Origin of the sequence: Curtobacterium sp. Leaf183, from assembly GCF_001424385.1 — a bacterium.
Taxonomy (GTDB): Bacteria; Actinomycetota; Actinomycetes; order Actinomycetales; family Microbacteriaceae; genus Curtobacterium.
This window is the reverse complement of record NZ_LMPO01000001.1, coordinates 23,212-47,993: the sequence shown is the minus strand read 5'-3', so window position 1 is coordinate 47,993 and position 24,782 is coordinate 23,212. Positions and strand designations below refer to the sequence as shown.

20 protein-coding genes are annotated in these 24,782 nt (G+C 72.8%); 12 read left to right on the top strand and 8 right to left on the bottom strand.

Going from position 1 to position 24,782, the window contains the following annotated elements:
* Nucleotides 1-46: 46 nt before the first annotated feature.
* Nucleotides 47-1,264: a sensor histidine kinase gene (locus ASG04_RS00190; protein WP_056118589.1), complete on the top strand. Its 1,218-nt coding sequence runs from the start codon at nt 47-49 to the stop codon at nt 1,262-1,264.
* On the top strand, nt 1,261-2,316 hold the full coding sequence (locus ASG04_RS00185) for a hypothetical protein (protein ID WP_056118587.1): 1,056 nt from the start codon (nt 1,261-1,263) through the stop codon (nt 2,314-2,316). Before ASG04_RS00190 ends, ASG04_RS00185 begins: the two co-directional genes overlap by 4 nt.
* A 765-nt stretch (nt 2,317-3,081) precedes the next feature.
* Here ASG04_RS00185 and ASG04_RS00180 read toward each other — a convergent pair.
* Together ASG04_RS00180 and ASG04_RS00175 are read right to left on the bottom strand one after the other, a co-directional pair.
* The gene (locus ASG04_RS00180) at nt 3,082-3,336 is read right to left on the bottom strand and encodes an acyl-CoA carboxylase subunit epsilon (protein WP_056118585.1); all 255 of its coding nucleotides are present in this window, start codon (nt 3,334-3,336) and stop codon (nt 3,082-3,084) included.
* A 10-nt stretch (nt 3,337-3,346) separates the two neighbouring features.
* Nucleotides 3,347-4,942, bottom strand: coding sequence for an acyl-CoA carboxylase subunit beta (locus ASG04_RS00175; RefSeq protein WP_056118584.1), 1,596 nt, complete (start codon nt 4,940-4,942; stop codon nt 3,347-3,349).
* Nucleotides 4,943-5,016: 74 nt separating this feature from the next.
* On the opposite strand from ASG04_RS00175, the gene ASG04_RS00170 reads away from it, so the two are divergent.
* Genes ASG04_RS00170 through ASG04_RS00155 form a run of 4 tightly spaced genes read left to right on the top strand, consistent with a single transcriptional unit; the run spans nt 5,017 to nt 9,215 of the window.
* Nucleotides 5,017-5,847, top strand: coding sequence for a biotin--[acetyl-CoA-carboxylase] ligase (locus tag ASG04_RS00170; RefSeq protein WP_056118582.1), 831 nt, complete (start codon nt 5,017-5,019; stop codon nt 5,845-5,847).
* A gap of 4 nt (nt 5,848-5,851) precedes the next feature.
* Nucleotides 5,852-6,406 (top strand): PH domain-containing protein, encoded by a 555-nt coding sequence (locus ASG04_RS00165; protein ID WP_056118580.1) that lies wholly within the window; start codon nt 5,852-5,854, stop codon nt 6,404-6,406.
* Between the two features lie 47 nt (nt 6,407-6,453).
* Nucleotides 6,454-7,761, top strand: a complete 1,308-nt coding sequence (locus tag ASG04_RS00160) for a UDP-glucose dehydrogenase family protein (protein WP_056118579.1) — start codon at nt 6,454-6,456, stop codon at nt 7,759-7,761.
* Nucleotides 7,762-7,769: 8 nt separating this feature from the next.
* On the top strand, nt 7,770-9,215 hold the full coding sequence (locus ASG04_RS00155; RefSeq protein WP_056118576.1) for a hypothetical protein: 1,446 nt from the start codon (nt 7,770-7,772) through the stop codon (nt 9,213-9,215).
* Here the strand turns inward: ASG04_RS00155 and ASG04_RS00150 are convergent.
* The gene (locus ASG04_RS00150; RefSeq protein ID WP_056118573.1) at nt 9,182-10,360 is read right to left on the bottom strand and encodes a glycosyltransferase; all 1,179 of its coding nucleotides are present in this window, start codon (nt 10,358-10,360) and stop codon (nt 9,182-9,184) included. The two genes, ASG04_RS00155 and ASG04_RS00150, sit on opposite strands and share 34 nt — an antisense overlap.
* A gap of 121 nt (nt 10,361-10,481) precedes the next feature.
* On the opposite strand from ASG04_RS00150, the gene ASG04_RS00145 reads away from it, so the two are divergent.
* The gene (locus tag ASG04_RS00145) at nt 10,482-11,705 is read left to right on the top strand and encodes a polysaccharide pyruvyl transferase family protein (RefSeq protein WP_056118570.1); all 1,224 of its coding nucleotides are present in this window, start codon (nt 10,482-10,484) and stop codon (nt 11,703-11,705) included.
* Nucleotides 11,702-12,676: a lysylphosphatidylglycerol synthase domain-containing protein gene (locus tag ASG04_RS00140; RefSeq protein WP_056118567.1), complete on the top strand. Its 975-nt coding sequence runs from the start codon at nt 11,702-11,704 to the stop codon at nt 12,674-12,676. Before ASG04_RS00145 ends, ASG04_RS00140 begins: the two co-directional genes overlap by 4 nt.
* Before the next feature lie 56 nt (nt 12,677-12,732).
* Here the strand turns inward: ASG04_RS00140 and ASG04_RS00135 are convergent, their stop codons facing one another.
* Both ASG04_RS00135 and ASG04_RS00130 read right to left on the bottom strand, forming a co-directional pair.
* Nucleotides 12,733-14,334, bottom strand: coding sequence for an ArnT family glycosyltransferase (locus ASG04_RS00135; protein WP_056118564.1), 1,602 nt, complete (start codon nt 14,332-14,334; stop codon nt 12,733-12,735).
* Nucleotides 14,335-14,343: 9 nt separating this feature from the next.
* Nucleotides 14,344-14,865 (bottom strand): GtrA family protein, encoded by a 522-nt coding sequence (locus ASG04_RS00130; RefSeq protein WP_056118563.1) that lies wholly within the window; start codon nt 14,863-14,865, stop codon nt 14,344-14,346.
* A 133-nt stretch (nt 14,866-14,998) separates the two neighbouring features.
* Here ASG04_RS00130 and ASG04_RS00125 point away from each other — a divergent pair, with 133 nt between their 5' ends.
* From ASG04_RS00125 to purE, 3 genes are all read left to right on the top strand, one after another.
* A complete protein-coding gene (locus ASG04_RS00125) occupies nt 14,999-16,135 on the top strand; it encodes a 5-(carboxyamino)imidazole ribonucleotide synthase (RefSeq protein ID WP_056118559.1) in 1,137 nt (378 codons plus the stop codon).
* A 213-nt stretch (nt 16,136-16,348) separates the two neighbouring features.
* Complete coding sequence (locus tag ASG04_RS00120; RefSeq protein WP_056118556.1) at nt 16,349-18,325, top strand: glycoside hydrolase family 6 protein; 1,977 nt, start codon at nt 16,349-16,351, stop codon at nt 18,323-18,325.
* 47 nt (nt 18,326-18,372) lie between these two features.
* Nucleotides 18,373-18,885 (top strand): 5-(carboxyamino)imidazole ribonucleotide mutase, encoded by a 513-nt coding sequence (purE, locus tag ASG04_RS00115; protein WP_235515376.1) that lies wholly within the window; start codon nt 18,373-18,375, stop codon nt 18,883-18,885.
* Nucleotides 18,886-18,941: 56 nt separating this feature from the next.
* On the opposite strand, the gene ASG04_RS00110 is transcribed toward purE, so the two are convergent.
* The 3 genes from ASG04_RS00110 to ASG04_RS00100 form a co-directional block, all read right to left on the bottom strand.
* Nucleotides 18,942-19,856 carry a GH25 family lysozyme gene (locus ASG04_RS00110; RefSeq protein WP_056118552.1) on the bottom strand — a complete coding sequence of 305 codons (915 nt, stop codon included), beginning with the start codon at nt 19,854-19,856 and terminating at the stop codon, nt 18,942-18,944.
* Between the two features lie 158 nt (nt 19,857-20,014).
* Entirely contained in the window at nt 20,015-21,157 is a 1,143-nt protein-coding gene (locus ASG04_RS00105; RefSeq protein ID WP_056118549.1) for a glycosyltransferase family 4 protein, read from the bottom strand.
* 99 nt (nt 21,158-21,256) lie between these two features.
* Nucleotides 21,257-22,789 carry an ArnT family glycosyltransferase gene (locus ASG04_RS00100; protein WP_056118546.1) on the bottom strand — a complete coding sequence of 511 codons (1,533 nt, stop codon included), beginning with the start codon at nt 22,787-22,789 and terminating at the stop codon, nt 21,257-21,259.
* An 85-nt stretch (nt 22,790-22,874) separates the two neighbouring features.
* Here ASG04_RS00100 and ASG04_RS00095 point away from each other — a divergent pair, with 85 nt between their 5' ends.
* Nucleotides 22,875-24,782 (top strand): hypothetical protein, encoded by a 1,908-nt coding sequence (locus tag ASG04_RS00095; RefSeq protein ID WP_056118543.1) that lies wholly within the window; start codon nt 22,875-22,877, stop codon nt 24,780-24,782.

The following is a 24,782-nucleotide window of genomic DNA, read 5'->3' as shown; positions in this document are numbered from 1 at the left end:
CGGGCACTGACCAGCCCACGGACCGTCCCCGATCGGCGGTGACCCGATGACGACCGAGGTCGCGCCGTTCGGAGTGGACCCGTCCCGCAACGTGCGGGCAACGGTCTCCCAGGCCTCCGTCGAGCGGGCGTTCGCGATCCTGCTCGCGGTCTTCGCCATCGGGTTCGGGGCGGTGAACGTCACGACCGTCCTGAACCAGCAGCGGTTCCTCGACGTGACCGGCGGCGTCGTGCTCCCGGTGGCGCTCGCGGCGGCCTTCATGCTGGTCGGCGTCTCGGTCTTCGTCCCGCGGCTGGTGCAGCCGGCGCAGATCGTGACCGCACTGCTGTTCCTCGTCGTGCTCGTCGTCTGGCCGTTCACGGTCGAGCGCCCGCTCGTCGGACAGCAGCCGTGGCCGTGGTTCATCTGCAACGTCGGGACCGTCGCCGCGGCGATGGGGTTCGCGACCTGGCGCGCGGTGGTCTACACGGCCGTCGTGCCGGTGGTCTACGCGGTCATCCGCCTGACCCCGGCCGGTGGTGACGCGGGCGTCCTCCGGGCGGTCGTCGACGGTGTGTTCATCGGGATCCTCGGCGGCGCCGCGCTCGCCCTGATCGTGATGCTCCGACGCGCGGCGGCCGCGGTCGACTCGGCGCAGGCGACCGCGGTGCGCCGGTACTCGCACGCCATCCGCGAGCACGCCACCGAGGTCGAGCGCATCCAGGTGGACGCCATCGTGCACGACAGCGTCCTCACCACGCTGCTGTCCGCCGCCCGCGCCGACACCCCCGACGGCCGGATGCTCTCCGCGCGGATGGCCCGCAACGCGATCGACCACCTCGCCGCCGCCGGGGACACGCCTGAGGACGTCCCACCCGTGCGCCTGGCGGAGCTCCGCGCGCGGATCGCCCAGGCGGTCGACGAGCTCGCCGTCCCCGTGACCGTCCGGCTCGGTGCGATCTCCTCCAGGACGGTCCCCGCCGCCGTGGCCGATGCACTGGCGTCCGCAGCACTGCAGGCGGCCGTCAACAGCGTCCAGCACGCGGGACCGACCGCCTCGAGGTGGGTGACCGTGGACCACACCGCCGGGGTCGTCCGCATCGAGGTCGGCGACGACGGAGTGGGCTTCGACCAGGCCGCGATCCCCGCGGAGCGCCTGGGCGTCCGTCGGTCGATCCTCGAACGGGTGGCATCGGCCGGTGGCGCCGCCCGGATCGACACCGCGCCGGGCTCCGGCACCCGCGTGGTGCTGACGTGGCCAGCGCCAGGAGCGGGGGAGCAGTGAAGGTCTCCGTCCCGGCGGGCATCGCCACCGGCCTCGCCGCGCTGTTCTCCGTCTACCACCTGGTCCTCGCCCTGACGGCGCTGCCTGCTGCGAGCGACATGGGACCGGTCATCGCGAGCATGGTCCTCTACGCGGCCGCCACCGCCACGGTCCTGTTCCTGCGGGAGGCGGTGCTGCCGGTCTGGTCCGCGTGTTTCGCCCTGGCGACCGCCATCGCCGTCCCGGTCGTGGCCGCGCCCGTGGTCGACCCGTCCGACGAGGCCGGCTACGGCACCTGGTGGGTCGCCGCGGTCGGAACGCTGATGGTGATCCTCGTCGTCCGGCAGCGCGCACCGTTCGCCTGGGCCGGCGTGTTGTTCCTCACCGTGTTCGTCGCCGCGTGGGCCGGTGCCGGTTCCCTCAGCAAGCTCGGCGTGATCGGCAGTCTGTCCTGGGTGGCGATCGCCTCGGCCTTCATCGTCGCGATGAACCGCGCGACCCGCATCACCCGGGACTTCATGCGGGCCGAGCAGGAGACGGCGGACTGGCAGGCCGCGCAGGACGCGCACGTGTTCGAACGGCAGTTCCGCCTCAGCCAGACCACCCGGATGGCGCTGCCGATGCTCCAGCGCATCATCGACTCGTGCGGTGACCTGACCGAGGACGAACGCACCGAGTGTCTGCACCTCGAACAGGCCATCCGTGACGAGATCCGCGGGCGGTCCCTGCTGTCGGACGACGTCCGCGACGAGGTGATGCGCCTCCGTCGCCGCGGAGCCGTCGTCCAGCTGCACGACGACGGTGGACTCGACGAACTGCCGGTGGACGACCTGCGGCGCATCCACCTCCGCCTGGCTGACGCGCTCCGCCAGGCCCACGACGCCGACAACGTGATCGTCCGGACCGTCCCCGAGGGCTCCGACGCGGCGGTCAGCGTCGTGGGGCTCCGCCTCGACCTGGCGGCGAGCGAGTCCGCGGCGCTCGGGGCCGACCTGGACGACGACGACGAGGACGGCGACGAGGACGACTCCGTCGCGCTCTGGCTCGAGATCCCGCGGCACGAATCCGTCTGACCGCGGACCCGGCTCCGAGTCGCGAGAGGGTGGCCGGGAGGCCCGGTGCGTCTCTGCCCCGCACGTCCCGCAGCTGGACGCTCGCGTTGCGGCATGCGTGCCCATGGTGCGACAGGGTCGACGTCGTACGGCCCGACGATGTCGATGTCGTACGACATCGATGGTGTCGTTCGTGGGGACAGCGGCGCACGGCCCGACAATGTCGATGTCGTACGACATCGGGGGTGTCGTTCGTGGGGAGGGCGGCGCACGGCCCGACGATGTCGACGTCGTACGACATCGGTGGTGTCGTTCGCGGGGACGGCGGCGCGCGGTGCGACAAAGTCGACGTCGTACGACATCGGTGGTGTCGTTCGCGCGCAACGCCGGACCGCGCGCCCGGCCGGAAACGGGGAACGGGCCGGTCGGAGAACCCGACCGGCCCGTTCACGACCCGAGGCAGAGCGACAACCCGAATATCGCCCTGGCTCGCAGCGGACGATGGCGTCGTACCCTAGTCGGCCACCGTCCGGCGATGTTCTTCGTAGAAGGACACCGAACACAAGTAACTATGCCGACTGGCACGTCGTGTGTCAGTCGTCATTATGGGGGACATTTCCGACCATTTCGACGCCGTCGTCGGGATCATGACCCCCGACCGAGGGGAGACGGACCGGGAAGTGCACCGCGCAACGCCCGCAGAGTGGAGGACCCGAGGGGTACATCGTTGCACGCTGGTCCGATCCCGGGGAAGGGGGCCGTGGGTGCTGGCGAGGACGGTGCGGACTACCGCAGGGACCGCGACCAGGCCCCGTGCCCCGACGGGAGTGTCCCGCGCAGCCCGCGCGCCGACGCGTTCCACGACGCACGCGGCGATGCCTCGACGCGTGCGCGACCCGCCGCCGCCGCCTCGTCGGCCTGGCGCTGCAGGACGGCGACGACCGCCGCCAGCTCTTCCGGCGTGGGCTCGCCGGACACGACGCGCACGTCGGCGACCGACGCGGGCTCGTCCGCGGGGACGGCTGCTGCGTGCTTGGCCATCAGCGCGCGCTCACAGCGGGATGTTGCCGTGCTTCTTCGGCGGCAGCGACGCGCGCTTGCCCCGGAGTGCACGGAGGGCCTTGATCACGGACACGCGGGTGGCATGCGGCTGGATGATGCCGTCGAGTTCGCCGCGCTCGGCTGCCAGGTACGGCGAGGCCACGTTGTACGTGTACTCGTTCGCCAGGCGGGAGCGCACGGCGGCGACGTCCTCGCCCGCTTCTTCGGCACGCTTGATCTCGGAGCGGTACAGGATGTTGACCGCGCCCTGGCCGCCCATGACCGCGATCTCGGCGGTCGGCCACGCGAGGTTGATGTCCGCGCCGAGCTGCTTCGACCCCATCACGATGTACGCGCCGCCGTAGGCCTTGCGCGTGATGACCGTGACGAGCGGCACGGTGGCCTCGGCGTAGGCGTACAGCAGCTTGGCGCCGCGGCGGATGACCCCGGTCCACTCCTGGTCGGTGCCGGGCAGGTAGCCGGGCACGTCGACGAGCGTCAGGATCGGGATGCCGAAGGCGTCGCAGAAGCGGACGAAGCGCGCGGCCTTCTCGCCGGCGTCGATGTTCAGCGTGCCGGCCATCGCCTGCGGCTGGTTCGCGATGATGCCGACGGTGCGGCCCTCGACCCGTCCGAAGCCGATCAGGATGTTCGGGGCGAAGAGCGGCTGCACCTCGAGGAAGTCGCCGTCGTCGACGACGTGCTCGATGACCTGCGTGACGTCGTACGGCTGGTTCGTGGAGTCGGGGATGACGAGGTCGAGCTCACGGTCGGCGTCGGTGGTCTCGAGCTCGGGGGCGACGTCGTACGCGGGGGCGTCGGACAGGTTGTTGTCGGGCAGGAAGCCGATCAGCGAGCGCGCGTAGTCGAGCGCGTCGGTCTCGTCCTCGGCCAGGTAGTGCGCGACGCCGGAGATCGCGTTGTGCGTCTGCGCGCCGCCGAGTTCCTCGAAGCCGACGTCCTCGCCCGTGACGGTCTTGATGACGTCGGGGCCGGTGACGAACATGTGGCTGGTCTTGTCGACCATGATGACGAAGTCGGTGAGCGCCGGGGAGTACACGGCGCCACCGGCTGCCGGGCCCATCACGATCGAGATCTGCGGGATGACCCCGGAGGCCTGGGTGTTCAGGCGGAAGATCTCGCCGTACTTGCCGAGCGCGACCACTCCCTCTTGGATGCGGGCGCCGCCGGAGTCGAGGATGCCGATGATCGGCACGCCGGTCTTCAGCGCGTGCTGCATGACCTTGATGATCTTCTCGCCGGCGACCTCGCCGAGGGAGCCGCCGAAGACGGTGAAGTCCTGCGCGTAGACCGCGACCTGGCGCCCGTGGATGGTCCCGAAGCCGGTGACGACGGCGTCGCCGTAGGGCCGCTTGGCGTCCATGCCGAAGGCGTGCGTGCGGTGCCGGACGAACTCGTCGAGCTCGACGAACGAGTTCTCGTCGAGGAGCTGCTCGATCCGCTCGCGCGCCGTGGTCTTGCCCTTGGCGTGCTGCTTCGCGATGGCGGCTTCGCCAGCGGCGGTCACGGCTTCGTGGTAGCGCACGCGGAGGTCGGCGAGCCGGCCGGCCGTCGTGGAGAGATCGGGGGTGTCGCCTTGAGTCACCCGCTCACCATACCGGGGCACGCACAGCCCACGGTTGGAGGATCCCCACGGCTCCTGCCCGTACATTTGCGTGCATGTCCACACCCGTCCTGCCGCGTTCCCGCGCCGTCGTCGAGTCCCGGGGTGCCGCGTTCGACCTGCGGACCGTGACGGGTTCGACGAACGCCGACCTCCTCGCCGCGGCGACGGACCTGCCCGACGGCAGCGTCGTCGTGACGCTGGACCAGACGGCGGGACGCGGCCGGCTCGACCGCACGTGGTCCGCCCCGTCCGGACGGGCACTGGCCGTCAGCGTCCTCGTCCGCGCGCCGCTGGACGATCGTGACCGCGGCTGGTTGCCGCTCGTCGCCGGGGCCGCGATGCGCGACGCCGTGCAGGCGGCCCTGCAGCCCGCACCCGCGGACGGGACCGCCGTCGCGGGGGCGGGGGGAGCCTCCCGGGTCGCGGTGAAGTGGCCCAACGACGTGCTCGTCGACGGCCGCAAGGTCTGCGGCATCCTCTGCCAGGTGGCAGCCGACGGTTCCGTCGTCGTCGGCGCCGGCGTCAACCTCACCATCCCGTCCGAGCAGCTGCCGACGCCGTCCTCGACGTCGCTGCGCGTCGCCGGCGCGACGGACGGAGCGCCGGAGCTGGCCGACGCGGTGCTGTCCGACTTCCTCCGGGGCCTCCAGGAGGCGGTGGGTGCGCTCGTCACGGGCGGTCAGGCCGCCGAGACGGTCCGGTCCCACGTCCGGGCCGGCTGCGGCACGATCGGTGCGCGGGTGCGGCTGGAACTGCCCGACGGCACCGCCGTCGAGGCCGACGCGGTCGGCATCGACGACGACGGCCGCATCACGATCCGGGACCGAGACGGCTCCACCAGGGGCGTCGCCGTGGGGGACGTCACCCACCTGCGGTATGCATGACGCCATGACCGCCGAGCCACTGCCGGAACGCGTGGTCGCACGCCTCCGGCCACACGCTCGGAGCCTGGTGCGACCAGCGGTGTTCGTCGTGCTTGTGGCCGCCGCCGGCGGGTTCGGCTTCGGGGTGTTCCAGGCGCAGCTGGCGTGGGTGAACGTCGTCATCGCGGTGCTCGTCGTCGTGCTCGTGCTGTTCGGCGGACTCGTCCCGTTCGTGCGGTGGCTGACGCATCGCTACGTGGTGACCACGCGGCGGCTCGTCGTCGTGCGCGGACTCGGCACGCGCACGCGGCAGGAGCTGCTGCACTCGCGGGGGTACGACGTCACGGTGCGCCGCCGTGGCCTGCAGGGGGTGTTCCGCTCCGGCGACGTCCTGGTTTTCCCGGGCGACGACCCGGCCGTGGTGCTCGCCGACGTGCCGCACGCCGACCTGGTCGTCGCGGTCCTGCACGACCTGGTCGAGACGTACGAGGCCCGTCGCCGGCACCGGGAGCCCGACTGGGACGAGATCGTCGGCGGTCCGGACCGTCCGCCGTGGGGGGACGTCCACCACCGGTCGTGAGCATCGCACTCGGTGGAAGTTCGTTCAGGAACCGGTAGCGTCGTGGCGTGAAGATCTCCGTCATCGGCTGCGGGTACCTCGGTGCCGTGCACGCCGCCTCCATGGCCAAGCTCGGACACGACGTCGTCGCCGTCGACGTCGACCCCGTCAAGATCGAACGGCTCGCCGCGGGCGACGCACCGTTCTTCGAACCCGGACTCCCCGAGATCCTCGCCGAGGCGATCGCCTCCGGCCGCATCCGGTTCACCACCGACATGGCCGCGGTCGCCGGGTCCCGTGTCCACTTCCTGGCCGTCGGCACCCCGCAGGGCCCCACCGGTGCCGCCGACCTGACCTACGTCGACGCCGCGGTCGCCGGGCTGGTGCCGCACCTGTCCGACGGCGACTTCGTCGTCGGCAAGTCCACCGTCCCCGTTGGGACCGCCGCGCGACTCGCGGCGTCGGTGTCCGAGTCGGTGCCCGGCGCGACGCTGGTCTGGAACCCGGAGTTCCTGCGCGAGGGCTTCGCGGTGCAGGACACGATCTCACCCGACCGGCTCGTGTACGGCGTGCCGTCCGGTGCCGCGGGCGACGCCGCCGTCGCCGCACTCGACGAGGTCTACGCGACCACGCTCGCCGACGGCACCCCGCGCCTGGTCGTCGACCTGGCGACCGCCGAACTCGTCAAGGTCAGCGCGAACGCGTTCCTCGCCACGAAGATCTCGTTCATCAACGCGATGGCCGAGATCGCCGAGGTCGTCGGAGCCGACGTCACGGCGCTCGCCGACGCCATCGGGCACGACGAGCGCATCGGGCGGAAGTTCCTGAACGCCGGACTCGGCTTCGGCGGCGGCTGCCTGCCCAAGGACATCCGCGCGTTCCAGGCGCGGGCGACCGAGCTCGGCGTGGGGGAGTCGCTCGACTTCCTGGCCGACGTCGACGCGATCAACCTGCGCCGCCGCGCCCACGTGGTCACCCTCGCCCAGGAGCTGCTCGAGGGTGCGGTCGCGGGCAAGCGCGTGGGGGTGCTCGGCCTGGCGTTCAAGCCGAACTCCGACGACGTCCGCGACTCACCCGCGCTCGACATCGCCGCCCGCCTGGTCGAACTCGGCGCCACGGTCAGCGCGTACGACCCCCAGGCCAACGGCACCGCGGCGCGCATCCGTCCCGAGCTCACCTACGTCGACTCCGCCGACGCTGCGGTCCGCGATGCCGACCTGGTGCTCGTGCTGACCGAGTGGAACGAGTTCCGCACGCTCGACCCGGCCCGGGTCGCCGGACTCGTCGCCCGTCCCGTGGTCGTCGACGGGCGGAACTGCCTCGACCGCGACGCCTGGACGGCCGCCGGCTTCACGGTGCGCGGCATGGGGCGCTGAGCATCCAGGTGCCGCGCTTCCTGAGCCGCCTGCAGCGACACGACTGGGCCACGCCGACCGTCCTCCTGGCCGTCGTCGTGGTGATGGCGGCGTCCGTCGCGCGCGCCTTCACGACCGACCCGCTCGGCAGTGCCGACGAGCCGGCGCACATCGACTACGCGCTCCAGGTCTGGCACGGACACCTGCCCCGGTTCGCGGACGGGTTGCGGTACACGGCGCCGTTCGGTGCGCATCCGCCGGTGCAGTGGGTCGCACAGCACCCGCCGCTGTTCTACCTGGTGCTCGCCCCGGTGGTCGGCCCGGCCTGGGACGCCGGACACCTGGTGCTCGCCACGATGCTCGGGCGCATGGTCAGCGTCGTCGCCGCCGGCGCGCTCGTGCTGGCGTGCGCCTGGGCGGCGTCCCGGGCCTTCCCGGCGATGCGCCGCCTGCCCTCCGCGGTCGCGGTGGTCACCGCGCTGACCGGCATCGTCGTCGTCCAGGGCGGGTCGATCTACAACGACGCCTTCTACGCCGTGCTCTGCGCACTCGCGGGCGGGGTCGCGGCGTCCGCGATCCGCCGCGGTGTGGGGCCGCGCCTGCTCGTCGCCGGGGCGCTCGTCGGTGCCGCCGGCATGACCACGCGCCTGTCGTTCGGCATCTGGCTGGCGGCCGTCGTGGTCGGGTTCGCCCTGGCCCACCGGACCCGGCTCGGACGCCTGCGGGGCGCGGCCGCGCGGGTCGTCGCCGCACTCGTGCCGCTCGTGGCCGCCGGGGCCGCGTCGGGCTGGTTCTGGGTCCGGAACCACGAGCTCACCGGGTCGTTCAGCGGACGCCCCACGACCTGGACCGGGCACGTCCCGCGCGAGAAACGGACGGACCTGCAGGTCGTCACCGATCCCGACTACTGGCGGGGCATCTTCGGCGCCTTCCGCGGTGCGCTCGACCCGCTGAGCGCGACGCCGTGGCTGCTGCTGCTCGTGCCCGTGTTCCTGGCCGCCGTCGCCGTCCTGCTGCACGCGGTGCTGCGTGGCCGGCGCCGACCGTCGTCGGACGGGTTCGTGCCCGCCGCGCTGGTCGTCGCCATGTTCGCGGTCGTGACGCTGCTGTTCACGATCGTCGAGATCCGTTACGTGGCCGGTGGCGGTGGCACCATCAACCGCTACGTCCTGACCGTGCAGCTGCCGATCGCCCTGCTGGTCGCCGGCGGCCTGGCGGCCTGGGGCCGGGCCTCCTGGGTGCTCCTGACCGTGTGGTCCGCCGTCGCGCTCGTGCCGTACCGCTCGCTCGTCGTCCTCGGTGGGCTGCCGTCGGTCCCCGGCGCCGACCTGGTGGCGGGCACGGCGTTCGTCGTGTCGCTCGTGGCGCTCGCGGTGGCGCTGCTGGCCGTCGCCGTGCCGGACCTCCGGCGGGGTCGCGGACGCCGGGTGGGCGGCCCCGCTCAGCGCAGGGCGTCGCGCAGCACCGCGCGGTAGCGTTCGCCGATCCGCTCGCCGGAGAACGCCGCCGCCGCGGCGGTCGCGCCCTGTTGCCAGCGCGCGCGGGCCTCGTCGTCGGTCAGTGCCCGGCGGAGGGCCGCTCGCAGCGACGCGACGTCGCCCGGGGGCACGAGCAGACCGGAGACGTCGTGCTCGACGACGTCCCGGATGCCGGGCAGGTCGCTGGCCACGACGGCCGCGCCGACGGCGGCTGCCTCGAGCAGCGTGACGGGCAGCCCCTCCTGGTCGCCGTTCGCCGCCGGGACCGACGGCAGCGCCACGACCTCGGCCGACGCCAGCGTGTCGAGCACCTCGGTCTTGCCACGCTGGCCCGGGAAGGTCACGGGCAGGCCGGCTGCCTGGTCCTGCAGCCGGGTGCGGTACGGGCCGTCGCCGACCACCACGAGCTCCCACGGGACGTCGTCGATGCCGCGCAGGGCCTCGAGCAGGGTGCCAAAGCCCTTCTTCTCGACCAGGCGGCCGACGGCGACGACGCGGCCGGGCTGCCGGACGGTGCGGGTACGGGCGGCCGCGGCGGGCTCGAGGTCCACGCCCATCGGGACGACGCTCGACCTGGTCTCCGGCACGCCCCAGCTGGTCAGACGCTCGCGCATCTCGCCGTTGACCGTGGTGACGTGGGCGGCACGACCGAGCACCCACCGCTTCAGCCGGACCAGCGGCGCGGCCCGGAGCGCGTAGACGTCGCCGCCGTGGGTCGTCACGACGAGCGGGACACCCGGCGCGGCGAGCGTCGCCACGAGGGCCTGCGGGATGGCCCAGTGCGCGTGGATGACGTCGGGGCGGAACGAGCGGACCGCGCGGCGGACGGCCGCGTACTGGGCGGCCATCAACGCCGGCACCTGCACGATGCGGCTGCGGCGTTCCGCGAGGTTGTCGAGGATCGCGCCGTCGGCCAGGTCCTCGAAGCGCCGGGGGAAGTAGGGGAAGCGCACGACGCGGACGCCGTCGACGACCTCGGACCGGGCGGCGTCCGGTACCCGCGGCGTCAGCACGGCGGTGTCGAACTCCTGGGCCTCGTGACGGGCGAGGTCGAGGACGAAGGCGGGCACCCCGTCGTCGGCCCGGGCCGGGAACGTGGACGCCAGCACGAGCACGCGCGGACGACGGTCGGGAGCGGGCATGGTGTTCCTCCGGTGCGGTGTGCGGTCGCGAGCGGACGACCGCCGTTGGTACCCTGCTGGGGGTCCGCGGCGCCCGCCGGACGGCTGGCGACACACGGACCGGACCCCGAGCAGGAGACCCGTGCGAGTTCTGATCCACAATAGCGATTCCCCGCACAACCGAGGGGACCGCGCCATCCTCGCCGGCAACATCGAACTCGCCCGGCACCGCTGGCCCGGCGCGGAGATCGTCTCGCTCTCGCAGTACCCCGAGCGCGACGCCGCGTGGTTCGGCATCCGGTTCCTGCCCGTGTCGCCGTACAGCACCGGCGTCGGCGACATGCTCCGACTCCTGCGTGCTGCGCGGAGCGCCGACGTGGTGCTCTGGGGCGGCGGCGAGATCTTGAAGGACTACACGAACAAGCTCGGCCTGGTCTACTGGCTGCTCAAGCTCGTGCTGCTGCGTGCCGCCAACCGCCACCTGGTCGGCGCCTTCCAGGGGATCGGTCCGACGACGGCCGGCATCAGCAAGCGCCTGATCCGGGCGACGGTCGACCTGACCGAGGTGTTCCTGGTCCGCGACGACGAGTCCCGCGAGAAGCTGCGCGCCTGGGGCGTGCGGACCCCGGTCATCTCGTCGTTCGACCCCGCGGTGGTCGGCACCGTGACCGCGCCGGACCAGCACGTGCTCGAGCGGCTCGAGCGCACCACCGGCCTGACCGCGGAGCGGCTCGACGGGTCGATCGGCATCGGCGTGCGCCGCTGGTTCCACTACAAGCGCAGCGGCTGGATCCCGTTCCGGTTCATCCCGAAGGCCCTCCGCAGGCAGCAGGCCGAGTCCGCCGAGCTGCAGCGCTACCGGCAGGCCCTGACGGAGCTGGTCGACCGGGTCGTCGAGCGCTGGGACGCCGACGTCGTGTTCTACCCGATGCACATGGAGGCCTCTGAGGGCGACGCCGCGTTCGCGCGCGAGGTCATCGCGGGCATGCGCGAGCCCGGTCGGGCCCACGTCATCGAGGCCGACAGATTCTCGCCGGCCGAGTACGCCGGGCTGATGTCGCGCAGCCGCCTGTTCATCGCGAGCCGCCTGCACTCCGCCATCGTCGCCACGATCGCCGGGGTCCCCGCGACGGTGCTGTACTACGTCGACAAGGGTCGACTGTTCTTCGAGCAGATCGGCATGCAGCGCTTCGCACGCCCGATCGAGGACGCACTCAGCCCGACCTTCGTCGAGGACGTCCTCGCCACCCTGGACGCCCTCGACCGGGACCGCGAGCGGGTCGTCGCCGACCTGGCCGCCGGGGTCGCACGGATGAGCGACGCCCTGCACACCGACTTCGCACAGGGCACCCGGGGCCTGCAATGAGTCCGCGGACACGGGCGGTCCTGCGCCGCGGCGTGCCGGTCCTGTTCTACGTCCTGCTGGCGGTCTTCCTGTTCCTGTACGTGCGCAGCGTCGACTGGAGCCAGCTCGCCGGCATCCGCTGGAACTGGTGGTGGGTCGCCGTCGCGACCGTGATCAGCCTGGGCTTCCGGTACTGGGGCGTCGGCATCTGGTTCTTCCTGCTGCGTCGACTCGGCGCCACCGGGCTGCGGGGCAGCGGCGTCGCGTTGACCGCCGTGTACGCCAAGTCGTGGATGGGCCGCTACATCCCGGGAGCCGCCACCTGGATCATCGGGAAGGTCTACTTCGCCTCACGACACGGCGTCTCGAAGGCGCGGCTCGGAGTGAGCGGCCTGCTCGAGGGCGGCCTGCAGATCGCCGCCACGCTGGCGCTGGCCCTCGTCCTGCTGCTGGTCGACCCCAGGACCCACGCCCTCGACCCGTGGATCGTCGTGCTGATGATCGTGGCGTTCGTCGGGTGCGTCGTCTGCCTGGTGCCGAGGGTGTTCGTGTTCCTGGTCAGCACGGCATTGCGGGTCCTGCGCCGCCAGCCCCTCGACGAGGACGTCACCCCGGGGATCGCGACGGTCCTCGGTGGTGCCGGGCTGTACGTCGTCGGGGCGCTGTTCTCCGGCACGGCGTACTACTTCATCACGCTCGCCGTGTACCCGTCGCTGAAGACCTCGGACGCGGCGTTCGTCATCGGTGCCGCCAGCATGGCCTCGGCCATCAGCATGCTCGCGGTCTTCGCGCCCGGCGGGCTCGGCGTCCGTGAGGGCGTGCAGGCGCTCCTGCTCGGCCTGGTGATGCCCGGACCGATCGCCCTGGTGGTCGTGGTGGTCACCCGCGTGTGGAGCCTGGCCGTCGACGCGCTCTTCCTGCTCTGCGCCTCGGCCCCGACGTGGTTCGCGCGGCGTCGGGCCGACGAGCCGGACGAGGTCACCGCGCGCTGACCCCGCGCGAACCGGACGAGGTCACCGCGCGCTGAAGCCGGGCGAACCGGACGAGGTCACCGCGCGCTGACCCCGGGCGAACCGGATGCGGTCACCGCGCTGACCGCGCGACGGTCCCCGGGCGCCACCGCGACCGCGACGATCCCCGCGACCATGCCGACCACGACGACGGCCAGCAGCACGGCGACCACCGCGGTGGGCACGGGTCCGAGTGCCGCGTACCGTTCGGCGTCCGCGACGGACAGCGGGACGCGAGCGGCGTTCCAGAACCACGCGGTGACGACGGTCAGCCCGTACAGCCCCACCACGGGTGCAGCGACGGCGAGCACGACCGCCAGGACCCGTCGCCCCGCCCCGGTCCGCGGGATCCGGCGCCATGCGACGGCGCTCACCACGATCAGGCACACGACCGCGGGGAAGTAGTATCGACCCTGCGTCGCGGCGACCTCGGTGGTCGTCAGGTACGCGTGCGCGCTCGTGTACGTCTGGATGCCGATGAGCAGCGCGGGGAACACCGCCAGCACGACGACGGTGCGGAGCTCCGGGCCGCGGCGGAACGCGAACACCACCACGACCAGCAGCGCGACGGCGGTGAGCACCGCCGTGAAGACGTCGCCGATCGTGACCTGCGCCTTGATGCCCGGGCTGCCCCAGAACGTGCGTGCGAGCGTGCCCCAGCTGACGTCGAGGAAGTGGCCCAGCGTCGGGTGCTCCCCGGGTGGGAACTCCTTCGGCGGGCGCATCGCGGCGTACCCGTTCGGCTGCAGGCGGTGGTATGCGACGAGGTTGTGGAGCCACCACCACGCGCCGATCGCCGCGGCCAGCCCGAGTGCGGCGACCGTGCGCACCAGGCGTCGTGCGAGCGGGAGCACCCCGGCACCGGCCACCAGCACGACGAGCGCGACGAACGGGATCGCCGGCAGCGCGGTGCCCTTCACCCAGATCGCGGCGCCGACCGCGACCCCGAGCCCGAGGACGGTCCGCCAGCGCAGGTCGCCCGTCAGGATCCGGGTGGCGAGCCAGACGACGATGCCGGTCAGCAGCATCACCGGTGCGTCGTTCGACACCGACGCCGCGATGGACGCCAGCTGCGGCGTCGCGAACAGCGCGAGCGCGCCGAGGACCGCAGCCCGGGGGGACCGGGTGACCCGACGGACGGACGCCCACGCCAGCAGCGCGAGCGGGGTGACCGCCACGACGTCGGCGATCCGCAGCGCCAGCACGGCGTGGTCCCAGCGGAGGTCCCCGAAGTGCGCCGCGCGGAGCACGGCGGCACCGACCAGGTAGGCGGTCGGCGGGTGCTGCGTCATCTGGTTGACGGTCGCCGAGTCGCCGGGGTGCTCACGCAGCAGCTCGGTCATCGTCGACCACGACGACTGCGGCTCGGTCGCCTGTTGCTGCGCGGCGGCCTGCACGGCGTTCAGCACGTGCATCGCGCCGGGTGCCGACCACGGGTCGCCGATCGCCAGGTGCACCGCCGCGTCGATGTGGGCGGTCTCGTCGGGCGCCTGGAACGTGGGAAGGACGAGGGCCCACGCGAGCAACCAGCACCCGAACGCGGCGGTCAGGACCGCGATCGCGATGCGCTCCCAGCGGGCGACGGCGCTGACGGCTGTCGTCGGGCGGGCGGTCACGTCGGCGGGAGCGGTCGGCGGCACCCGACAATCCTAGGTCGTGGTCGGGCCTGCACCGGCGTGGGCGTTGGGGTCCTGGCGGGTCGCCACAGCGGGCGCCCCGTCGCGTCGTCGCGCTGCCTCGCGCTCGGCGCGGTCCGGGTGGTAGACCCACACCTTGTACAGCCAGAAGCGGAAGAGCGTGCCGAGCAGCAGGCCGATCACGTTGCCGGAGACGTTGTCGGCCAGCGCGGACGTGAAGCCGAGGACGTAGTGCGAGATCCCGAGGCAGCCGAGCGAGATCACCATGCCCCCCAGCGAGACGACGACGAACTCGATGCCCTCGCGCGTGGCGACCGACCGTCGCTGGTCCCGGAAGGTCCAGTACCGGTTGCCGACCCAGTTGACCCCGATCGCGACCACGGTGGAGACGACCTTGGCCCAGAACGGGCCGGAGTGGACCTCGTCGGGGGAGAGCACCGTTGCCCGCAGCACGTTGAAGATGCTGAAGTCGACGACGAAGCCGACGGCGCCGACCACACCGAAGCGTGCCAGCTGTGCGATGAGTCGCCGCACGGTGTCTCCCGGGATCCGTAGAGTTGTCGCGGGCCGTTGGTTCGGCCCCGTCGGTCGGGACCTCCTGACCGGAGACCGATTCTAGGCAGGCACTTCTCACGGCTCGGTGGGAAGGCCGGAAGGAACACACAGCATGGCGTTGCGCGTCGGGGTCGTCGGTGGAGGTCAGCTCGCCCGGATGATGGTGCCGGCCGCCGTCGAACTGGGGATCGACATCCGGGTGCTGGCCGAGGGACCCGGCATGTCCGCCGCGATCGCCGCCACCGCCGAGGGTGACTACCACGACGCCGAGACGGTGCTGGCGTTCGCCCGTGACGTCGACGTCGTCACGTTCGACCACGAGCACGTGCCGCAGGACGTGCTCCGCACGCTCGTCGACGCCGGGGTCGCGGTGCGCCCCGGCCCGGACGCGCTCGCCGTGGCACAGGACAAGATCGTGATGCGCCAGCGGCTGACCGACCTCGGGCTGCCCGTGCCGGACTGGGCCGCGGTGCAGGACGCGGACGCGCTGCGCGCCTTCATCGCCGAGCACGGCGGTCGTGCGGTCGTCAAGACGGCCAGGGGCGGCTACGACGGCAAGGGCGTGCGGGTCGTGTCCGACCCGGCCGAGGTCGACGACTGGTTCACCGCGATCGCCGAGACCGGCGCCGACCAGGCGCTGCTGGTCGAGGAGCTCGTGCCGTTCACCCGCGAGCTCGCGCAGTCCGTCGCTCGGCGGCCCTCCGGCGAGGTCGTCGCCTGGCCCCTCGTCGAGACCGTCCAGCGTGACGGCGTCTGCGCCGAGGTCGTCGCACCGGCGCCCGACAGCGCCGGACGCATCGCGGACGTCGCCGAGTCCATCGCGGTCCGCCTCGCCGAGGAGCTCGACGTCACGGGCGTCCTCGCCGTCGAGCTGTTCCAGACGGGCGACGAGCGCATCCTGGTCAACGAGCTCGCGATGCGGCCGCACAACACGGGGCACTGGTCCATCGACGGTGCCACGACCAGCCAGTTCGAGCAGCACCTGCGAGCCGTGCTGGACCTGCCGCTCGGCGCCACCGGGATGCACGCGCCCGCCGCGGTCATGGTGAACGTGCTCGGTGGACCGGCCGACGGGGACCTCGCCGCCCGGTACCCCGACGCGCTGGCCGCCTTCCCCGAGGCCAAGTACCACTTCTACGGCAAGGCACCGCGCGCCGGCCGCAAGGTCGGTCACGTCACGGTGCTCGGTGACGACGTCGACGACGTCGTCTACCGGGCGCGCGCCGCCGCGGCGCACTTCGACGACTGACGCGACCGTCGGACGGCCGCACCACCCTGGAGGCCCGGAGCACCTCGACGACGCACGTCGCGTCGTACCGGTGCACCGGGCCTCCCGTCCGTCGACCGTCCGCAGGACGCGTGCCACCCGACCAGGTGGCACCCGCTCTGGCGACTGTCGGCGCGCGGACGAGCGTGGTGCCATTGGGCTGTCCGGGTCGAGAGTCCGAGGGGGAGTCGCGCAGTGCGCCGTCACCAGTTCATCGCGGGCGCCGTCGCGCTCCTCAGCGTCGCCGGCGTCGTGTCGGTCCCGACCTGGGCGTCCGCGGCCACCACCGCGGCGCAGATCCGGTCGGCCTCGTCAGCGCAGCTGTACGGGAACGGACAGTACAACCCACCCACGAGTGAGGCCGCGAAGAACGCCACCGCGCTCGCGACCACGGACCCCGCCGGCGCACGCGCCGCCGCCACGATCGCGAAGTACCCGGTCGCGACCTGGCTCGGCGAGTGGACCACCGGGGCGGCTCTGACCCGGACGCTCGACCAGGCGACCGCGGGTGCGGCGGCGAACGGCACCACCGCGGTCTTCGTCACCTACGCGATCCCGCAGCGGGACTGCGGCGGCTACTCCGCCGGGGGCTTCGACGAGGCGTCGTACGACGCGTGGGTGGACCAGATCGTCGCCCGACTGGCGGGCAAGCGCGCCGCGGTCGTCGTCGAGCCGGACGCACTGGCGATGCTCAGCAACGCGGCCTGCACGACCGTGCTCGACCAGCAGCGGTACCGGATCCTGTCCCGCGAGGTCGCGGCCTTCACCGCGGCCGGGATCCCCGCGTACCTCGACGCGGGGAACTCGAACTGGGTACAGCCTGCCGTGATCGCCGCACGGTTGAACAGCGCCGGTGTCCAGGGCGCCCGCGGGTTCTTCACGAACGTCGCGAACTACTACCCGACCGCACAGGAGCAGGCCTACGCGCAGAAGGTGTCGTCGCTGACCGGCGGCTCGCACTACGTCATCGACACGTCGCGCAACGGGCAGGGGTGGCGCGGGACCTGGTGCAACGGCCCCGGTGCCGGTCTCGGGACGACCCCGCGCGTGGTCACCGACGGCACCGCGCTCGACGCGCTGCTGTGGGTGAAGACGCCCGGTGCGAGCGACGGCACCTGCGGTGGCGCTCCGGCCGCGGGCAAGTGGTGGTCGGCGTACGCACAGGCCCTGGTCGCGAACGCCGCGCTCGGCGCGCCGCCGGCGGTGCGCGCACCCGTGGGCACGCTCGACGCCGCCACCGGCGGGACCCGCGCGGTCCGGGTGCAGGGGTGGGCGTACGACCAGCACGACACCGCAGCGACGGTGGACGTGCGGGTCAGCGTCGACGGCTCGGTGGTGTCGACGCTCGCGGCCGACCGCCCGCGGCAGGACATCGACGACGACTACGGGGTGGGCGCCGACCACGGCTACGACGCCACGGTCGCCGTCGCTGCCTCCGGTCCGGCGTCCGGTGTCCGGTCGGTGTGCGTGACCGCCGTCGGAGCGGCCGCCGGTGCGGACCGCCGACTGGGCTGCGAGGACGTCGTCGTCTACGGGGACGACCCGGTCGTCCGGATCGACCGGGCGACGGTCGTGCGCGCCGGCATCGACGTCACCGGCTGGGCTGCCGACCCGGACGCCGGCACCGCGCCCGTCGCGGTGGACCTCACCGTCGACGGCAAGCGGGTCCGGAGCGTCACGACCACGATCGACCGGCCGGACGTCACCGCTCCGACCGGGAGCGGCACCCGGCACGGGTACCGGACCGTCGTGCCCGCGGCGGCCGGGCAGCACACCGTGTGCGCGGTCGCGCGGAACCAGGGTGCCGGGGCCGATGTGCGGTCCACGTGCTCGACGCTCACCGTCGCGGCGAGTGCGCCGTGGGGCTCGCTCGAGTCCGTGTCCGCGCTGTCCTACCACCGGACGACCGTCACCGGGTGGGTGTTCGACCGGGATGCGATCGCCCGGGGGCTGACCGTGCGGGTGACCGTCGACGGCAGGCCGAGCACGACCGTGCTCACGGCGGACGCCAGCCGGCCAGACGTCGACGCGACGTGGGGATCGGGTCCCGCACACGGGTTCTCCGGGCGGATCCCGTCGTCCTCCGGGACGCACACGTTCTGCGTGACCGCGGTCGGGGCGGGGAGCGGCGGGGACAAGGCGCTGGGCTGCCGGACGGTGCGCGTGCCCTGACACGGCGACCCGGGTGGGCCAGGGTCGTGCTCCGCTAGCCTCGTCGGGTGACCGACACCACCGCTCCCGCGCCGCTCGTCTCCATCGTCATGGGCTCCGACTCGGACTGGCCGACGATGCGCGCCGCCGCCGACATCCTGACCGAGCTCGGCATCGCCTTCGAGGCCGACGTCGTCTCGGCACACCGCACCCCGGACAAGATGGTCCGCTACGCCAGGGCCGCAGCCGGGCGCGGGGTCCGCGTGGTCATCGCGGGAGCCGGGGGAGCGGCGCACCTGCCGGGCATGGTCGCGTCCCTCACGACGCTGCCCGTGATCGGCGTGCCCGTACAGCTGGCACGCCTGGACGGTCTGGACTCGCTGCTGTCCATCGTGCAGATGCCGGCCGGCATCCCGGTCGCGACGATGGCGATCAACGGCGCGGCGAACGCCGGGCTGCTCGCCGCACGCATCATCGGATCGGGCGACCCGGCCGTGTCGGCCCGCCTCGCCGAGTACGCCGAGGGCCTCGAGCAGGTCGTCGAGCAGAAGGCGGCCGCACTCCGGGCCCAGCTCCAGTGACGCCGAGGGCCGGCACCGTGTGGTGCCGGCCCTCGCCACCGATCCTCCCGGGCCGGCTACTCGTGCTTGCGCGCGAACAGGTGCAGGTTGCCGATCGTGCTCTCGTAGACGTCCTGGTCGCCGGGGAACGTGCCCTCGGCCCGCCACTGCCAGAACTTCCACTTCGTCCAGCTGTGGCCGAGCTCGCCGGGCGAGGTGAAGTCGTTCACGGGGTAGATCGCCACGAACAGCGGGTTGTCCGAGAACTGCCGGCTGTTGTTCGTGCAGCGCTTCCACCAGTCGGTGGTCGTGTAGATCGCCGGGTAGCGGTGGATGCGCTCGTACACGCGGTCCGAGAAGTCGTGGATCCAGGTCCGCATCGCGCCCCAGCTCAGGCCGTAGCAGGTGCCCTGCGACGCGTTGCCGTACTCGATGTCGAGCAGCGGTGGCAGCGTGATGTCGTCGTCGCTCCACCCGCCGCCGGAGGCGAAGAAGAAGTCCGCGGTCGCGCGTCCGCTCGCCTGGCTCGGCTGGGCGTAGGCGTAGCCGCCGCGGACCATGCCGGCCTGCGCCGCGTCGAAGTACTGCTTCTGGTAGGTCCGGCTCGTGTAGGTCGTGCCCTCGGACGCCTTGATGTACGCGAAGCGCGCACCGTTGGCGTAGGCGGTCCGGAAGTCGGCGTCGGGCTGCCAGGCGCTGACGTCCATGCCCTGCAGCTTGCCGGGCGGCGGACCGGAGGCTGCGGCGCGGGCCTGCGGTGCCGCGAGCGTCGTCGTGCCGGCAGCCGCACCCGTCGCGGCCGCGTGCGCGTCGATGCTCGAGCCCATCGTGTGGTTCCCCGTCGCGTCCTGCGTCGCGAGCGACGGGTCGCCGTCGGTCGTGGTGTTCGTCGTACTGACGGTGTTCGTCGTGGCGGTCGTCGGTGCCGGGCCGCTGGCGGCGTCGGCCGGCCCGGAGATCGCGACGGTCACCAGCAGGCCCGCTGTGATCACCGCCGCCGTCGTGGTGGTTCGTCGCGCAGTCGCACGCATCCGGTTCGCTCCCCTGTCAGAGATGCCGGGAACGGACGTGCCCCGGCCGTGTTCCGGGGAAGCCTAACTGACGTGTGTCGTCCTGACGGGTCGACGATGCCCGTCCGCACGTTCCCCGGTCAGAGGTCGGCGTGCAGCTGCCACGTCTCGGTGGCGGAGTCCCGCCAGTCGAACATCCGCGCCCGGTCGGGGCCCGCGATGGCCAGGTGGCCGCGGAGCAGCGGGTCGTTGACGACCTGGTAGACCGCCTGTGCGAGGCGCTCGGCGTACCCGGTCCGGGGTTCCAGGGCGACCGTCACACCGGCGTCGGAGGCCACTTCGCGCACTGCGGGGTCGTCGGAGTGGATGACCGGCGTGCCGAGGCTCATCGCCTCGACGACGGGGAGCCCGAACCCCTCGGCGAGGCTCGGGAAGACGAAGACCGTCGCGCGGTCGTAGACGACGGCGAGGTCGGTGTCGCCGACGCGTCCGAGGACCTTGACGCGGTCCTGGGGCAGGCCCGCCTGTTCGGCGATGCCCACGACGTCGACGTCGCCCCAGCCGTCGGGGCCGCTGATCACGAGCGGGACGTCGGACGGTGCGTCCGGGTGCGCCATGGCCTCGATCAGGTGCTGCAGGCCCTTGCGCGGCTCGAGCGTGCCGACAGCCAGGACGTACCGGTCGGGCAGCCCGAGCCGCTCGGCACGGAGGTCGGCGTCGACCGGGACCCGGAGCCGCCCGGAGGGGGCGCCGCCGATTACCCGCAACCGGTCGTCGAACCGGTGGATGTCGTTGAGCGCCGCCGCCACCGCGTGGGTGGGCACGACGACCGCGTCCGCGTGTTTCCACGCGCGCTTGACCATCGCCTTGTGGAAGTGCACCCCGCGCGACGTGAGCGTCTCCGGGTGGGTCCACGGCACGGTGTCGTGCACGGTCACCACCGTCTGCCGCCCGGGCTCCTGGAAGCGGTTGTGCTTGACGAGCGGCGCCATCACGCTCGGGGCGTGCAGCATGCCGTGGGACGCACCGCGTGCCATGCCGCCCTGCCAGGCGAGCGCGAGTTCGCGTCGGGGGAGTGCGAGGCGGTCGACACCGCCGAGTCCGGGCAGGAGGGTCCGGATGTGGGCCAGGTCCGCCGGCGACACCGCGGACACCACCGCTTCGACGTCGCAGCCGGTCGGCGCGGTCGCGACGAGCTGACGCGTCAGTTCTTCCGCGTACCGTCCGATGCCGCCGGGGACCGGTGCGACGACCTGGTCCACGATCACTCGGAGTGTGGTCACGGGGCTCCTCGAGAGGTGGCGGGCAACGGGCTGCCAGAGACTAGCAGGCGGGGATCGGCACTCGGTGAGGGCGCCACCCCGGGCGAGCGGGGTCGCGTGTCAGCCCTGGATCACGAACCGGCCGTCTTGCTGGGCGAACTCGGCCCCGTCCCGCAGCACCCACACGTCGAGGTAGTCGACCCGGACGTGTTCGAGCCGGCTGCGGTTCTCCGCCAGGAACGACCGGACCTCGGGTGTGACCGGGTACCGGATGTCCGGTCCGATGGCGAGCGCACCGAACTTCCCGTCCTCCGGCTTGCCGGATGCGTGCCCGCGGAAGTACACGCCCCACGTCGAGCCGTACTTCACGAACAGGACCCGGTGGTCGGCGGGCATGCCCTCCGCGCGCAGCGCGTCGCCCAGCAAGGCGATCCCGGCGGGCCGCGCGGCTGCGATCGTCGAGGCGAGGGTCGCTGCGGGGACGACGGCGGCGAGGGCGAGCGCCGTCGCGACCACCCGCATCACGACGCCCGCGGTCGAGACGGAGGGGCGTCGTGCTCGCACGCGGCCCTCGGTGGCCGATCGCCGGGGGGCGCGGGGTCGTCGTGGGTCGGCGACCCGGGCGAGGCGCGTGTACCCGACGGCGGCGAGGGCGACGAGGAACGGCATCCAGACGTCGTAGTAGTGCGGGAGCGCCACGTGCGCGACCACCGTCGAGAACAGCATCAGCGCCGCGAGGGCGACCACGAGCACGACCACCAGCCGGTCCGGCCGGACGACGAGCGCGGCGAGGACACCGACTCCGAGGACGGCGACCATCACCCACCCGATGCCGTTCGCCATGAAGGCGAAGTCGGCCCACCACGGGGCGTGCAGGTAGACGACGCCGTTGATCGTCGTGCGGTGGCCGCCGCCGTTGTGCGCCGTCTGGAAGGCGATCATCCGCTGGATCGGGGCCACGACGCCGAGCGGGACGTAGACCAGGACGACGACCGCCGCGGACGCGACCGCGCTGAGCGGCGCACCGATCAGCAGCGCACGCCACCGCCGGTGCACGATCGGCACGGTGATCAGCGCGACCACGAGCACCGCGGTCGTCACCTTGCTGGAGACGGAGAGCCCGAGGAACACCCCGCTGAGGACCGGCCACCACCAGCGCCACTCGCGGGTCCACGCCCAGGCGCAGGCGAGCGACGCGACCGCGAACACCACCATCACCGGCTCGAGCAGCGCGAACCGGTCGATGCGCGCACCGATCCCCGAGCCCAGGTCCGGCCACGCGGCGCCGATCGCCCGCGGGGTGAGCCACCAGAGTCCGGCAGCCAGGAGCGCTCCCCAGAAGCCGAGTGGTCGTCGGAGCCACCAGAAGAGGAGCAGGCCGGTCGCCAGGACGGCCGTCGCGGCGACCAGCCGGGGACCGAACACGCCCTGGCCGAAGACGAGCTGCGCCGCACCGAACAGGAACTTCGCCAGCGGCGGGTGTTCGGTGTTGCCGGTGAAGTCCCCGTGCACGTACTGCCAGCCGACGCTGACGTAGACCTGCTCGTCATTCATGATCGTCTGCGCGCCGAGCCGCCAGAACAGGTCGAACGCGGTGGCGGCGAGCACGAGCACGAGCGCGGCGACGCGGAGGGGCAGCGACCTGGTGGACACCGAGCGATCCTGGCAGACGCCGCGGTGCGCCGGGAGCGCCGCGCCGGAGTTCGGGGCCCGCGTGGACGGATGGCACGATGGTCGGGTGACCCGAACACCGCCGACGGCTGCGTCGCCCGCCGCGCTGACCGCCCCGACGGCTGCGGCGTCCGCTGCGATGACCGCCCCGACGGCTGCGGCGTCCGTCGGTCGGCGTCCGCTCGCGATGGTCAGGGGCTCGGTCGTCCTCGGTGCGGTGCTCGTCGTCGCGGTCGTGCTCGTCGCCGTCGTCGTCGCCCAGCAGCGGCTGCAGGTCACGTCCGGCGACGGGATCTCGTACCTGTCGATCGCGCAGCAGTACGCGCGTGGGGACGTGTCGGACGCGGTCAACGCGTACTGGTCGCCGATGGTGTCGTGGTTGTCCGCGGCGCTCATCGCGGCCGGGGTCGGCCTCGAGGACGCGATCGGCGTGGTCAGCTGCTTCGCCGCCGCCCTCGTCGTGGGCGTCGGCGGGTGGCTCGTCTGGAGCGAGACCCGACGCATCGTCCCGGCACTCGTCTACATGGTCGTCGTGACGCCGGCGGTCATGCAGGCCGCACCCCCGCGCACCCCCGACCTGCTCGTGGTCGCCTGGGTCGTCGTGTTCCTGTGGGCGTTGCGCTGGGCCGACCGGTCACTGCGTTCCGGCGTGCGGACGCGTGTGGCGTCGGCCGCCGTGCTCGGGCTGGTCGTGACCCTGGGGTACTGCACCAAGCTCTACGTCCTGCCCGTCGCGGTCGTGTCGGTCGTGGCGTGGTTGCTCGTGCGGTGGTGGTCGGCGCGGCGCACGGGCCCAGACCGGGAGCGGATCCGCCGCCCGTGGCTCACCCCGGTGGTGGTGGCGGTCGCGTTCGCGCTGACCGCGGCGCCGTGGGTGGGGGCGCTCAGTGTCAAGTACGACGGGGTGATGATCGGATCGTCGTTCGGGGTGAACTTCGGCAACAAGTTCAGCTCGGCCACGAACGACCAGGGCTGGCCGTTCCTGCCCGTGCCGCCGAACCCGGCTGCCACCACCCCGAACGAGGACTTCACCCCCGACGTCTACCGCCAGGGACCGTTCGACCGGCCGACCGACACACCGGCCCCGACCTCGACCCCGACCGCCGACGCCGCCGCGACCACGGCGACGACCCCGGACCGGTCGCTCGCGGGCAAGGCGCGGTACTACGTGTCGCAGCGGCTGCAGGCGTTCCCCTTCTACGTGAAGAAGATCTCCGACGCGAACGTGGCGACCCTGCCGGTCGGGCTGCTGTTCGCCGCCGCGCTCGTCGTCGGGGCGGTCCGGTTCCGGCGGTCGCCGTTCGTCGTCCTGACCGGGGTGGTCGGGCTCATCTACTTCCTCGGGTACGCGGCGATCACGTCGGCCTCGAGTGCCGGCGGCAACGTCCGGTACTACTGGCCGCTGTTCCCGGTGGCCATGCTGCTCGCGACGGTGATGCTGCCTCGGGTGTGGCGCGCCGCGTCCGTCCGGGGCGTGGTCAGCCGGGTCGTCGTCGTGCTCGTGGTGCTCGCGCTCGCCCTGGCGTCCTTCGCCCAGAACGTCCTCGGGACGCGGGCGCCCTTCGTGGCCTCCACCGCCAGCGGTGTCGCCGTGCCCGTGCTGACCGGCCCGGGGAAGCCCCCGATCCGTCAGCTCGCCGAGGACATCGCGGCGAGCGGCGACCTGCCCGCGGGTGCGCGGGTGATCGGCACGAACACCCGCGTGACGTCGAGCCTGGCGCTGCTGGTCGACGCGCATGCCTACGGTCGGTCCGGTCAGGGCTACGCGATCGACTCGGCCGAGCAGCGGGAGCTGTTCTCGCAGGTGGGGATCGAGTACTTCCTGCAGTACGACGACGCCGGGCAGCCGGAACGGGACTACGCCGACGTCGGGACCCGGGTGGGGTCGTTCGTGGCGCTGATCCCGTGTACGGACGACAGCCGGGGTGGCTCGGCGACGCCCTGTCGAGTGGACATCGTCCGACTCGACCCCTGA